Raw genomic sequence first — 13,325 nt, forward strand, 5'->3', positions numbered from 1 at the left:
GCCTTATTCGGCGGGCAGCCCTACCCCCAATCCCGGACCGCTTGAAGGCAAGTCATCGACGCTCGCCAGCAAATCGACAAAGCGCGCTCTCAAGGTGTCGTCCTGAAGTCTTGCCATTGCATAAGCATGCAAGCGTGCAAGCGTCCCTCTCGCGACAACAAAACCACCCTGACCTTTCAACTGTTGTGCATAGTCATCGAGCACGGCGGCGGTCTCGTTGCACAGTTCGAGTGATGCCAGCCAGGCCTCGCCTTCCGACTGATCGTGAGTCAACTCCACTTGTAGCGCATCGATTGCCATGGCGATGGTGCGAAGCCGCACCAGCAATTCCTGCATACGAAAAACCAGCACTTCCTGATGACTCTCGGCGACCTGCCAGCCAGGTTCCAGCGCCACCCTGGCCAACATCGCCTGGCTGTCGGCCAACTCATTCCATACCCGCAAATCACGGGGCGCCTCGTCAGCTGTTCGTCGGGTTTTCAACGAGTCTGCCAGTCGGTCCATCAGCTTCGCCAATCGCTGACGCAACGCTTCACCCTCTGCCTCGGGCCACAGAAAGGCGTGAATCAACAGGGATATCCCGACACCCAACAGCACACCGATCACGCGATCACGAATCTCCGTCAGGTTGGTGCTGGGCTCGAATTGCTCCAGCAACGCCAACGCGAAAGTGAACACGATCTGCACGCCGGCGTAGCTGATTCGCTCGGAGCCGGCGGCGATCCAGGAACCCAGCGCAATCACCGGCAATGACATGAACAACAGGCCGACGATCCCGTCGATGTGCGGAACCACCAGAATCACCATCGCCAAAGCCAAGGCACTGCCCACCAGCGCACCACCGACACGCAACGTCGCACGCATTCCGGTCGCGCCGAGGCTGGGCTGAGCGACGATCAGGCAGGTCAGCATGATGGTGTGGATGCCTTGCCAGTCCGTGCCCATGTAGAACAGGTAACAAAGCGACGCCGCCAGCAGCGTCTTGACGGCAAACTGCATGTACACCGGGTTTTCGAACGCATCCGGCACCCACATCGGCGCGCTCTGAGCCTTGGTGCCTTGAGGGTTATCAGCCTTCTCCACATTCAGAAAAGACAGCAACTCCAGGCGTATTTCCTCGTAAACGCCGGGCAATCCTCTCGTATCGATCTGATCAAGAACGGACATCCCTTCGGGTGCCTGTCCCGTGCCCAGAGAAGCCTCCAGATCAAGCACTGCCTGTCGCAATAATTCGTTGGCCAGAGCGTTCGCTGTGGGCGCCGGCAATTGAGCGGCCAACGTCAACAGTCGGGAAATACTGCTGATGCGCGCCAGGTGAGCGACTTGTTGGCTGCGATAACCGGCGTCCCTCATGCAGGCGAACCTCAACAGTTGCTGCGCGGCCAACACGCTGCGCTGAATCGCGGCGGCACCCAGCGCCGCACCGCTCTGCTCGCCGCTCAGACACCGGGCAACGATCAACAACTGCGATCGCAGATGATTCTCCAGTTGCCTGACAGGCTCCGCCGGCAACAGCAGCGTATTGACCAACAGCGTCAGGCCGATGGCGTAACTGACCGCCACCCACACCCACAGCACCAGACGCAAAACGGCCTCGGCCTGATCGGTCAGGTCGACGAAGGTCTGGGCATAGATCACCACAATGCCGACCACGAAAAACACCACGCCGATCCGCGTCACACGAATCAGATACGCACTGCAGAAAAACAGCACGCTCGCACCGAGAATTCTCAGGAGCGGGTATCCGTAGGTGAATTTCAGAAGCAGGATGGTCAAGCCGATCGCAAGTGTTGCGCCGACCAGGAACAGCATCCCGACCATGCGGGTCAGCACCACGTTGGTCTGCGTCACGTAGAAGACCACGATCAGCGAAAGCGCCAGCAACGGCACCTGCAGGGTCATCGAAATGATGATCACCAGCGCACTGCCCAGCAGCGTGCGCAGCAACAGGTTCACACGGCCAGGGTACGGCTGAAGTTCATCGACCAGAAACCGATACAGGCGCTCCAGGCTGCCCCTGTTCCTGTCTTCCGCCGAGCGTTTCATTGACCGGTCTTGGCCGGTTCGTCAGGGCGCAGTACCGCGACGGCAGAGGCGCCGATGCGAAACAGCTCCGGGTCGGGGTCTTGCACCGAGATCTTCACCGGAAAGCGTTGCGAAACCCTGACCCAGTTGATGGTGCGCTGGACGCGCGGCAGGCCTTCGATGACGGTCCCGCCGTCATCCGGCAACACACCGAAACTGAGCGAGTCGACCCGCCCCTGAAACCGCTTGCCGGTGTCGCCCAACAGATAAAGCGTGGCGGACGTGCCAGCCTTGATGCCTTTCAGATCGGTCTCGCGAAAGTTCGCCACCACGTACCAGTGGCGCGTATCGATCAGCGTGAAAATCGGTTTGTAGGCCGAGGCGAACTGGCCGACGGTGGTGCGCAAGGACGCGATTCGCCCGTCGAAAGGTGCGCGAACCTCGGTGAACTCCAGGCTCAGTTCGGCCAGGGAAATCTGCGCTTCGACCTCGGCCCGCTGCGCCACCAGCGCATCCACACCACTGACGGCAGCCCCGGCTCGTTGCGCCTGCAATCGGGAGGCGTTGAGTTCGGCAGCCGTCGAACGCTGGGCCGTTCGCGCCTGATCCACCGCTTCCACGGACACATAACCCTTGGCGAGCAACTTCTCCAGACGCTGAAGGGTGTCGTTCGATTGCGTGGCCTGCGCCCGCGCCCGCTCGACCGACGCCACAGCCGATGCCGCCTCGTATTGTTGGGCATTCACACTGCGCTGGGTCAAACCGATCTGATGATTCAGCGTAACCAGCCGCGCCCTGGCCTGATCCAGCGCATCCTGATACGGACGTGCGTCGATGCGGATCAACAGATCGCCCTGCTTGACCAACTGGTTGTCGCGCACCGGCATCTCGACGATCCGGCCGTTCACTTCCGGAACGACATCGATGGTGTCGGCGTACACATAGGCATCATCGGTACTCGGCCGGGTTTCGGTTTGCCAGAGCACATAACCCAGCACCAGAAAAGCGGCCAGAACGATCAGCAGCGCCGGCACACGGCTTGAATGCGTTTTTTCGGTGGTTTTATTCATGGCGGGCATTCATCCGTGGAAGACGACGAGCCACAACAGCATCGCCAGGAGTCCGGTCAGCGCCGGGTAACTCAGTGCCAGAGGAGAAATGTGTTCGCGCAGCGAATATCTGCCCAGTATCACGTGGATTGCCGTGGTCGCCAGAACGCCGCCGACAATGCAGAACAGCCAGTCAGGAAAAGCCGCACCGAACAGTACAAGCGAGGGGGACATGGAGCATCCACTGAGCAGTAGAACGACAGGTATCAGTGCCAGCCTGACGGGATTGAATGAAGGCATGCCTACCTCCGCAAGTGACGACTGACGCAAACCGGAACCTCTGGGCAAGGAATTGACCTGCGCACCTTACCGATCCGTCCACGGCCCCGATATTGGAAAAAAACATAACTTCGTTGTGACAGTAAACAACCGGAAAACCGGGCTGAAAGCGTTGTTGAACTGGCTTGGTGAACGTAAGAGTATAGAGCGCGCACAGACACTCGCCGGCGAGTGAAACCGACACTTCCAGGCGCAAAAAGGTGAACACAGTGACGCCAATCCCCACCCTCAGCGCTCGACTTGCAACGATCACCCGCGAGTTTGCGAACACCCCTTCCCTGCTCACCGCGAAGATCAACAGCCAACTCAACCGGATGGCGGGCTACAAGGACCTCACGCCAGAAGCCCGCAAGGATCTGGAAAACTCCCTGAGCTACACCGCGCGCCTGTGGTGCGAAACGCTGCTGACCGGCGAGGGTCTGTCGCAGGACACGCGTCTTACGCTGAAGGAGATCGGTTGCAGGCGGGTCCATCAGGGCGTGCCCCTGCAATCGCTGATGCGCGGCTTCAGTCTGGGGGTGCGTGAAATCTGGAGCGGCTACCTGGAACTCGCCAGAGACGACGATGCATTAAGCAAAGAGTTGTTGTTGCAGATTTCCGGCTACATGTTCGACTTCTTCGACGATATCGCCGAAGAAGTGGTCCAGGCGTATCTGGAAGAACAGATTCAGAAAGTCCGCTGGAGGGAACACCTGCACCAACGCCTTTATCACTTCCTGCTGCATTCGCCGCAGGATACCGAGGGATTTGAGGACACCCTGTCGGCACTCGGCCTGGACGCCAGCACGCCCCGCGTGGCGCTCGCACTGGAACTGCCCTTGCGCCCTGTCCAGCCGTTGCAGCGCGAAGACGAATTCGACCGCCTGACCCTGCAGGTTTCCCGGCACCTGAAGATTCCCGTCAAGGAGCTGATCCGCGTCTGGTACCGGGACAAACTGGTGATCTGGCTGCCGGGCATCAAAGGCGAAACCCTGACCCAATGCGACCAGCGAATGGCCGAAAGCGCTGCGTCACTGCCCGCGCTCCTGCCCCAACTGCGGGGCGTGGGTATCGGTCTGTTGAATCAAGGTATCGCCGGCTGGATCAGCACGGCAGAAGAAGCGATCAAGGCGATCGACCTCTTCCCTTTCAACGGGGCCGAACAACTCGTCAGACGCTATTCCAGCGTGCTGATCGAAGACAGCGTGCGCAGCAACGACAACACCCTCAGATACCTGATTTCGCTCATCGAGCAACTCAGCCATGAACCCGACCTCCTGCTGACGCTGGAGGCGTTCTTCTCAAGTGGCCGTCACCGCGCCCAGACCGCCAAGACCCTCGGCATCCACCCGAACACCCTCAATTACCGGACGGGACGCATCGAGAACCTGCTGGGCGCGGATCTCAATGACATCAACTGGGTCAGCCGACTGGACACGGCGCTGAAGTTGCGCCGGTTCTCGATCAGCAAGGTGCGCGAGGACTAGCGTTCACGACAAGCGGCAAACCCGCGCTGCAGATCCTCGATCAACGCCTCGACATCCTCCAGCCCGATGTGCAGCCGCAACACTGAACCTGCGCCACGACTGTCCAGCGCATCGGTCACCGTGATCAGGCTCTCGTACCCGCCCCACGACGCGCCCAGCCCGAACAGTTGCAGCGAATCGATGAATCGCTCCAATTGATCAGCCCCGGCGTGATGCAGCTCGAACGACAACAGCCCGTTGCTCCCGGTGAAATCCCGTTGCCACAGCGCATGCCCGGGATGTTCGGCCAGCGCCGGATGGAAAACCCGTTTCACCGCCGGGTGCGCCTGCAACCAGTGAGCGATCTCCAGCGCCTGGCGTTCATGAACCTCCAGGCGTGATGCCAGGGTGCGTGCACCGCGCAGCACCAGATACGCGTCGTCGGGGCTGACCGTGACACCCATTGCATCGCTCATGGACGCCAAGGGTTGCCAGACGTCCTCGCGGGTGCAGACGCTGCCCATGACCACGTCGCTGTGGCCGCTCAGGTATTTGGTCAGCGCCATGATGGAAATGTCCGCGCCCAGCGCCAGCGGCCGGTACAGGTAACCCGAGCCCCAGGTGTTGTCCACGGCCAGCAGGATGTTGCGGGGTTGGCAAAGGCTCGCTATCGCCGGCAAGTCGCAGAGTTCGTAGAGCAGCGATCCCGGCACTTCGGTGTAGACCATTCGGGTGTTGGCCTTGAGCAAACCCGGCAGAGTGCTGCCGTCGGCCTGGAAGTAATCGACCTGAATGCCGAACGGTTCCAGAAGCTCAGCGGCCAGTCGCCGCACGGGCGCATAGACCGCTTCGGTAATCAGTAGATGATCGCCGGGGCGCAGATAGGCCAGGAACGTCTGCGCTACCGCCGCCAGCCCGGTGCTGAACAGGCGCGTGCGATAGCCGCCTTCCAGTTCCGTGACCAGGTCCTCAAGGGCAAACGCCGTGGGATTGCCCCGGGCGCCGTAGCTCAAGACACGTTCAGTGTCGCGACGCTGACGGGCGTCACGCATCTGCGCCAGGTTGTCGAACAACACGGTGCTCAGGCGGGTGACCGGGACATTGACCGAGCGTGCGCCGCTGCCGTTTTCGGTGCGGGCCGAATGAATCAGCCGGGTGCGTACGCGTGCATCGCCCGGTGTTTTCAGCGGCTTGAGGCTGGCGATTTCCTCGCGACTCATCTGCGCCAGCAGGCCGATTTCCCAGGCCAGGTATTGCCGTGCCGCGTCCTTGTTCCCGGAATGACGGTCATGGGTGAAAAACAGGAAGTCGATGCAATCCTGATCTGCCGGACTGCTGCCCTCCTCCTGCACCGCGCCGCCCGCCGCTTGCCACGCCGACAGTCCGCCGTCCAGCAAGCGCACGCCAGCGCGTTGAATCGCAGGCAATTCCAGAGCGGCGATGGCCGCCAGCGCCGGATCATCCGCCAATAACACCAATGGCCGTGTCTCCCCGGCCACGGCACCGGCGAGCACCGGGCGGATCGACCAGCGCGAACCCGCCACATGCCCCTTGCGATAGTCCATGCTCGGGCGCAGATCCACCAGCACGATCGCCTCGTCCTTGAGTGCGTCGGCCAGAGCCCGGGCCGTGATCAGAGGCAATGCTGCGGGCGTATCGACGCCCGTGCCGGACAACGCCAGGCCACTGCCCGTCCCACCTGCCAGCACATAAGCCTCATGTCCCAACTGCCGCAGCCAACTGGCAACGATCGGCGCGCGCACGCCGTCGCTGTCGAATAGCACCACCCGCGCCCGGCGCACACCAATGTACAAATCGGTGGATTGAACGAGCTGCCCACCCGGCGTGTGCTGCGCCCCCGGCAGACTGTCCTCGGCAAATTCCTCGGCCGTGCGCACATCACACAGGAACAGACTGCGCCCTGCGTCATCGGCCCAACGCCGGACTTCGTCAGCCGCTACGGTTTTCACTCCGGCCTTGTCCGCCAGCCGGGCGGCCGCCAGACGCCGGGCTTCCAGCCCCTTGGCGGACACTTCATCGGCATAGCGCCGGGCACTGCCGTGCTCCAGTCGAAAGTCCTCCAGATACCAGCCCTGAGTACCGTTTTCCAACGCGTAGACCGGGTTCTTCAGCCCCAGATTGATCAGCGTCTGGGCGCCGATAATGCTGCGGGTTCGCCCGGCGCAGTTGACCACGATCGGCGTGCTGTCGTCCGGAATCAGGTCATGGATGCGATAGCCCAGTTCCCCGTTCGGGCAGCAGATGGCACCGGGGATGGTCATCTTGCGGTATTCCTCGAACGGCCGACCGTCGAGCATCACCAGCGGCGCGCCCCGGGCCTGCCATTCGGCCAGTTGCTGCGCCGTGACATGCGGCGTGTGACTGGCCTCCTCGACCAATTCACCGAACGCCTTGGACGGCACGTGTACGCCGGCGAACAGCTGATAACCTGCTGCTTCCCAGCCGTCGGCGCCCCCGGCGAGCCAGTGCACGTTGTCATAGCCCAACCCCTGCAGCACCTGCATACAACGGGCCACCAGACTGCCGCCATCCTGGTCGTAGATCACCAGCCGCACATGCGGATTCGGCGCCAGGCGTGCCGCCTCGAGTTCCAGTCGACTGAAGGGCAGGTTCACCCCGAAAAACAGATGCGCTTCGCCATACTGGCCGTGCTCGCGCACATCAAACAGGGCAATTTCCTGCCCGTCGAACAGCCATTGCTGCAACTGCTGCGGGGATACGGTCTGGCTCATGGAGGTTCCGCTTTTAAAGATGATTTATTGAAGCGCCAGAGAGCGCTCGTTGACCGCGATGTCCCGGCCCTTGGCATAGGCGCGCTGGATGGCCGGACGCTGTTTGAGTCGCTCGCGCCAGGCACTGATCTGCGGAAAATGCGCCAGGTCCTGGCCCTGACGCAGCGGCTGAATCCACGGAAAGATCGCCATGTCGGCGACGGAATACTCCCCCGCCACATACGGCACTTCAGACAACCGCGTCTCCAGCACGCCATACAGTCGCGTCGCTTCGCCGCTGAGCAGGTCGAGGGCAAACGGCTGAGGTTGTGGCGCCTTTTCCTTGAACAGCTGCAACTGGCTCAGGTACGGCGTCACATGTCCCACTTGCCAGAACAGCCACTCCTGGACTTTTTGGCGTGCGGCGGTGCCCGGCGGCGGCAGGAATTGCCCGGCCTTGTCAGCCAGGTAGTTGAGGATCGCGCCGGACTCGAACAGGCTCAGTGGCTCGCCCAGACCGTGAGGCGCGTGATCGACAATCGCCGGAATCCGCCCATTGGCGCTGATGCGCTGGAACGCCGGCCACTTCTGCTCACCCTCGCGGATATTGACCGGCAGTACGCGGTACTCCAGCCCGAGTTCTTCCAGAAGAATGGCGATTTTCAGGCCATTGCCAGTCGGCCAGTAATACAGGTCGATCATGCGTAGGCCTTGATCGACGGGGCCATTTGCGAGGCGTTGTAATTGAGAATGCGCCCGTCCGCCTCGACGCCGTAGCGACCGTTGAGGGACTCCAGCGGCAAACCGTACAGGTGGAAATGCAGGGTCGGCTGGTCGCCGTCGACACGGATGCCGTGCAGGTCCTCACCCAGGAACGAGATCGAGGTACCGGGCTGCACGATGACTTCCCGTTCCAGATGCAAGGTGGTGAAACCCGGCTCGCGGCCCTCGTCACTGCGGGCGTAGACGTAATTGATTTCCTGGCCCTCGATGGCACTGATGATCGCCCAGGTTTCATGGTTGTGGGGGATGGTGCTTTTGCCCGGCAGCAGCGAGTTGAGGTACAGCGTCGGTGTGTCGCCATCGTCGTTGAGACGGTAGCGGAATGCGGTGCTGCCCTGCCCCGGCACCGGTGCGGGAAATTCGTCGAAATTGAACAGATCGCGGCGCTCGGCAAGCGCTTCGAGCAACGTCACGATCTCCTTCAACGCATTGCGGTCGACGCCCCGTTGATGGATGACGCGGACTTTCTTCAGGAAGTCCTCGATGACGTCGGCGCGGTTCACGGTACTCATGGATATCTCCTCGGTTCAGACGGACAGGCTGTAACGGCTCAGATTGCTCAGCAGGTAGGGATCGTTGGCGAGCGCCGGGCGACGACCCGGATCGCCCAAGGCATGCCGCAAAAAGGTCTGGGTGCGTTCACTAACGGGGTTCTGGAAGATCTGCTCGGCACTGCCGTGCTCGACGATGACGCCGTTCTCGGTGAAATAGACGACGTCGCTGATTTCTTCGGCGAAACGCATTTCATGAGTCACCAATACGCAGGTCATGCCCTCCTCGGTCAGTTCGCGAATCACCGTCAACACTTCGCCGACCGTTTCCGGGTCGAGGGCCGAAGTCACTTCATCGAACAGAATCAGCTCCGGGCGCATCGCCAATGCCCGGGCAATCGCCACGCGCTGTTGCTGGCCGCCGGACAACTGCCCGGGATAGGCATCGGCCTTGTGCTCCAGACGCACTTTGGCCAGCAAGGCGCGTGCGTCCTTTTCGGCGTCGACCCGGTTGCGGCCCAGCACCTTGCGCGGCGCCACGACCAGGTTCTCCAGCACCGACAGATGCGGGAACAGGTTGTACTGCTGAAACACAAACCCCACGCGCTTGCGCAACTCGATGCGCTGGGTTTCCTGCGTCAGCGTGTGCACCTCGGTCGAGCCGACACGGATGCTGCCACGCTGGGGCTGCAACAGGCCGGTGATGCAGCGCAGGATGGTCGACTTGCCGGAGCCGGACGGGCCGATGATCGACACCGCCTGACCGCGATGCACGTCCAGGTCGATGCCCTTGAGCACCGGGTTGCCGCTGAACGACAGGTGCAAATCCCGCAGGCTGACCAGCGGCTCGCCGACGGTTTCAATAGAAGGCATAACGTCGCTCCAGGCGTCGGGTGAGTCGGGAAATCGGGTAGCAATAGGCGAAGAACAACACCAGCAGGCTCAGGTAAATCACCACGGTAAACCCGGTCATGTTCACGGTGTTGCTGGCGATCTGCGCGGTGTCGATCACGTCATGCACGCCCACCAGCGAAGCCAGCGCCGTGCCCATGGTGATCACCGCGTACAGGTTCATCCACGGCGGCAGCATGCGTTTGAAGCACTGTGGCAGGATGATCGAGCGGAAAATCTGTCCACGGGTGAACGCCAGTGAGCGCGCCGCCTCCCATTGGGTGGCCGGGATCGATGCCACGGCCCCGCGGAAGATTTCCGCGATGTTGGCGCTGGCCGGCAGCGCGAGACCGATGGTGACCTTGACCCAGTCCGGAAACGGCAGGTAAACGCCGGCGACGTGAATCTCGAACGGGAACACATAAGTGGTGAAATAGATCAGCACCAGCCACGGCGCATTACGGAACACCTGCACCCAAATCTGCGCCGGCAGACGCGTCAAGCGCAACGGCGACAGGGCCAGCGCGCCCACCAACAACCCCAGCAGCGACCCCAGCGCGATGGCGACCAGGCTGATCAGAATATTCCGGGCGAACCCCGCAGCCAGCGCCGGCGACCACTGCACCAAGGCCTTGAGCACCGGGCTTTGCGCACCGAAATACAGCAACGCCAAACCCAGGAAAATCAGCGCCAACAGCTTGCCGAGGTGCTTGCGCGGCAAGGTCGTCATCACGCTGACGGACGAGTCAATGGCCATAACCGGGCATCCTCAGGCGCGCTTCCAGGTAGCGCCCCACGCAATTGACGATAAAACTCAGCAGGCCGAAAAAGCTCAGGATCAGGATCATCAACTCCAGCACATTGTCGCTCTGGGTCCAGATCATGATCGCTGCGTAGGTGATGTCGCCCACAGCGATGGCCGAGGCCACGGCGGTCATCTTCACCAGATCGATCAGGTTGTTGATCAGCGATGGCAGGGCAAAACGCAGGGCCAGCGGCAACTGCACATTCCACAGCAACTGCCGACTGCTGAAGGCCAGTGAGCTGGCCGCTTCCAGCGTCACGGTCGGCACCGCTTCGATGCCGGCACGCAGCGCTTCGGCATGAAACGCCCCCTTGTGCAGGGAAATCACGATCACCACCCAGGCAAATGGCGTCAGCGGATTCGCCGCACCGACGGCCTGGGTCAGCAGCATGTTCAGCACCAGGAAGGCGCAATACAGCTGTACCAGTGTCGGCGTGTTGCGGGTGACTTCGACAAAGATTCGGGCCGGTGTCGCCAGCCAGGGTTTGCCTGACGTGAGCATCGCCGCCAGTCCGACGCCCGCCAGCAAGCTGCCAATGATGGTGAATACGCACAGCAGCACGGTGGTCAGCGCACCTTGCCCGAGAGATCCGCGCTGATAGGCATCGAGCACAAAGCTGTAGTTGAGGCCCAGCCCGGCGGTCCAGTGGACGAAAAGCTCAAGCCAGTGAGTCATGGTTCGCTCCGCGTGCGAACGACCTGCTGCACTGACGCGTTGATCAGGTCTTTAGAGAGAAAATAATGATTCATGCACGCCGGCCTCAGGCAACCGTCGTCCAGGACGACGGTTGCGGGAAATCGATAAAAAGGAAAGTCAGGCGCCGTTGGCTTGAAACTGTTTTTGCAGTTCGACCAGCGCAGGAGACGCGGGCGTGATGTGGTTGCGGGTCTGGGCCTCGATCAGCCAGCCACTGCGGTGCAGTTGCTTGATGATCGGATCAAGCCGGGCCTGGGTGTCGCTTTCACCGCGACGGGTCCAGATCACCGACGGCGCCGGATTGAGTTCCGGGGCAAGGGCACGATAGCCCTGCCATTCGGCATTGTCGGCGATCAGCGGGTTGATCAGCGTGGCGTCATGCACCGCCGCCACGCAGTTATTGCCACGCAGCGCCAGCAAGGATTCGGAAGAGCTTTTGAACGCTTTCAGTTCGGCGCCCAATTCAGTCAGCGGTTTGACGTAACTGCTGCCCTGGGACGTGCACACCGGTTGGCCTTTTAGGTCTTCCCAGCGAGTGATCTTGCTGTCCTTGAGCACGGCGGCCGTGCCGCCCACACGGTAGAACGGCGTCGGCACGAAGCCGAGAATCTCGCCGCGCTCGGCGGTCCATTCCATGTTGGCGATCAGCACGTCAACCTTGCCCTGTTGCAGAAATTGCACGCGGTTGGCCGGCAGCACCGGCACCAGCTGCACCTCTGCGCCGAGCTGCTTGCCCAGTTCTTGCGCCAGTTCCACATTGAGGCCGCGCGGCTGCTGAGTGGCGGGATCGATACTGCCGAAGGGGCCACCTGAGAGCAGCACGCCGACCGCCAGCACGTGGCGTTGCTCGATCTTGTCCAGTGTCGCGTCAGCCTGGGCTGCGCCCCCCACCATGGAAACCACGGCACCCAACATCACAGGCAATAGGCGTTTTACAAACGTGTGCTTGGGCAACATGGACTTCCCCTTTTTGAATGATCGGCGTCTTCCGACCTGACAGGGGGCATCGTAGGTTTCGCGGTGTACCAACGGAAATGCAAAGATCTAATATCGTTATAACTTGCAGAACATCAAACGAGCGAAGAACTCGCAAACCAGCTGTTTTACTGGGTATTTTGACTTACCCTCCAACAAAACCAGCAGCAACACATAACGATTCTTTATGATTATGTTTACACTGCTGATGTAAAAAAACGCTTGGAACAGAACCATGTCGACGCTGGATCTCGAACTGCTGCGCACTTTCATAGCCGTGGTCGATCACCACAGTTTTGCCGAAGCCGGCGTGCACCTGGCGCGCACGCAAGCGTCCGTCACCCAGCATATACAGCGGCTGGAGCAACAGGTCGGGGTCAGTCTGTTCGAGAAACGTGGCCGCCAAAAACACCTCACCGAACCCGGCTTGCAGTTGTTGCGGCACGCGCGACAGATGCTGTCGCTCAACGACGACGCATTGAGTTCTCTGCGCGAAAGCAGCTTGAGTGGTGTGTTGCGCATCGGTTCACCCCACGACATCGCCGATACCATTCTGCCGCCGATCCTCAGCCACATCGCCCGCTCGGCACCACGCCTGCGCCTGGAAATCGATGTCGGGCGCAGCCCGTTTCTGATGGACGATCTGCACCGGGGCAAGGTCGACATGGTGATTTCCACCCGCGAAGACCCGACCCTCGAAGGCTTCGCCCTGCGTACTTCGCCGGTGTGGTGGATCTGTTCGGCGCAATACATCCACAACCCCGGCGAACCGCTGCCGCTGATTTTGGTGGATGAGCCGAGCATCTACAGGCGCTACGCACTTGAGGCGTTGGAGCGTGCCAACATTGCCTGGCGCCAGGCGTATCTGGCGTCGAACCTGATTGGTATCAAGGCTGCCACTCGCGCAGGATTGGGGGTCACCCCGCGCAGCATGGAAATGCTTGGCCCGGACATGCGGGTTCTGGGGGAAACCGATGGCTTGCCAAGGCTGCCGGATGTGACTTATCACTTGTGGATCCGGCCGAACACCGTAAACCCGCTGGTCAGGCGAGCATATGAGCTGATCAGGAACAGTCGCGGCCTTTGAGCGCGG

General features: G+C 61.4%; 12 protein-coding genes. 2 read left to right on the forward strand and 10 right to left on the reverse strand.

All coding sequences use genetic code 11. From position 1 onward, the window contains the following. Positions 1-3: 3 nt before the first annotated feature. Genes AC07N4_RS11990 through AC07N4_RS12000 form a run of 3 tightly spaced genes read right to left on the reverse strand, consistent with a single transcriptional unit; the run spans position 4 to position 3,308 of the window. The gene (locus AC07N4_RS11990; RefSeq protein ID WP_493066172.1) at positions 4-2,046 is read right to left on the reverse strand and encodes an FUSC family protein; all 2,043 of its coding nucleotides are present in this window, start codon (positions 2,044-2,046) and stop codon (positions 4-6) included. Beyond that, positions 2,043-3,095, reverse strand: coding sequence for a multidrug transporter subunit MdtN (mdtN, locus tag AC07N4_RS11995; RefSeq protein WP_096820590.1), 1,053 nt, complete (start codon positions 3,093-3,095; stop codon positions 2,043-2,045). The genes AC07N4_RS11990 and mdtN overlap by 4 nt, the downstream gene beginning before the upstream one ends. A 9-nt stretch (positions 3,096-3,104) precedes the next feature. Further along, positions 3,105-3,308 carry a YtcA family lipoprotein gene (locus tag AC07N4_RS12000; RefSeq protein WP_217993306.1) on the reverse strand — a complete coding sequence of 68 codons (204 nt, stop codon included), beginning with the start codon at positions 3,306-3,308 and terminating at the stop codon, positions 3,105-3,107. 314 nt (positions 3,309-3,622) lie between these two features. Between AC07N4_RS12000 and AC07N4_RS12005 the strand changes: the two genes are divergently transcribed. Beyond that, positions 3,623-4,879 (forward strand): PucR family transcriptional regulator, encoded by a 1,257-nt coding sequence (locus tag AC07N4_RS12005; RefSeq protein ID WP_493066171.1) that lies wholly within the window; start codon positions 3,623-3,625, stop codon positions 4,877-4,879. On the opposite strand, the gene metC is transcribed toward AC07N4_RS12005, so the two are convergent. From metC to AC07N4_RS12040, 7 genes are all read right to left on the reverse strand, one after another. Beyond that, entirely contained in the window at positions 4,876-7,611 is a 2,736-nt protein-coding gene (gene metC / locus AC07N4_RS12010; protein ID WP_493066170.1) for a cystathionine beta-lyase, read from the reverse strand. The two genes, AC07N4_RS12005 and metC, sit on opposite strands and share 4 nt — an antisense overlap. Before the next feature lie 24 nt (positions 7,612-7,635). After that, positions 7,636-8,292, reverse strand: coding sequence for a glutathione S-transferase N-terminal domain-containing protein (locus AC07N4_RS12015; protein WP_273535782.1), 657 nt, complete (start codon positions 8,290-8,292; stop codon positions 7,636-7,638). After that, a complete protein-coding gene (locus AC07N4_RS12020) occupies positions 8,289-8,885 on the reverse strand; it encodes a cysteine dioxygenase family protein (protein WP_493066169.1) in 597 nt (198 codons plus the stop codon). The genes AC07N4_RS12015 and AC07N4_RS12020 overlap by 4 nt, the downstream gene beginning before the upstream one ends. A 15-nt stretch (positions 8,886-8,900) precedes the next feature. Beyond that, on the reverse strand, positions 8,901-9,737 hold the full coding sequence (locus tag AC07N4_RS12025) for an amino acid ABC transporter ATP-binding protein (protein ID WP_273535785.1): 837 nt from the start codon (positions 9,735-9,737) through the stop codon (positions 8,901-8,903). Then, complete coding sequence (locus AC07N4_RS12030; RefSeq protein WP_493066168.1) at positions 9,724-10,512, reverse strand: amino acid ABC transporter permease; 789 nt, start codon at positions 10,510-10,512, stop codon at positions 9,724-9,726. The genes AC07N4_RS12025 and AC07N4_RS12030 overlap by 14 nt, the downstream gene beginning before the upstream one ends. Continuing rightward, complete coding sequence (locus tag AC07N4_RS12035; RefSeq protein WP_273535787.1) at positions 10,502-11,236, reverse strand: amino acid ABC transporter permease; 735 nt, start codon at positions 11,234-11,236, stop codon at positions 10,502-10,504. The genes AC07N4_RS12030 and AC07N4_RS12035 overlap by 11 nt, the downstream gene beginning before the upstream one ends. Positions 11,237-11,374: 138 nt before the next feature. Continuing rightward, on the reverse strand, positions 11,375-12,214 hold the full coding sequence (locus AC07N4_RS12040; RefSeq protein ID WP_493066167.1) for a transporter substrate-binding domain-containing protein: 840 nt from the start codon (positions 12,212-12,214) through the stop codon (positions 11,375-11,377). Positions 12,215-12,467: 253 nt separating this feature from the next. Here AC07N4_RS12040 and AC07N4_RS12045 point away from each other — a divergent pair, with 253 nt between their 5' ends. Beyond that, on the forward strand, positions 12,468-13,319 hold the full coding sequence (locus AC07N4_RS12045) for a LysR substrate-binding domain-containing protein (protein WP_096820580.1): 852 nt from the start codon (positions 12,468-12,470) through the stop codon (positions 13,317-13,319). Positions 13,320-13,325: the final 6 nt, after the last annotated feature.

It is taken from the genome of Pseudomonas sp. GW821-FHT09E04 (genome assembly GCF_059416185.1).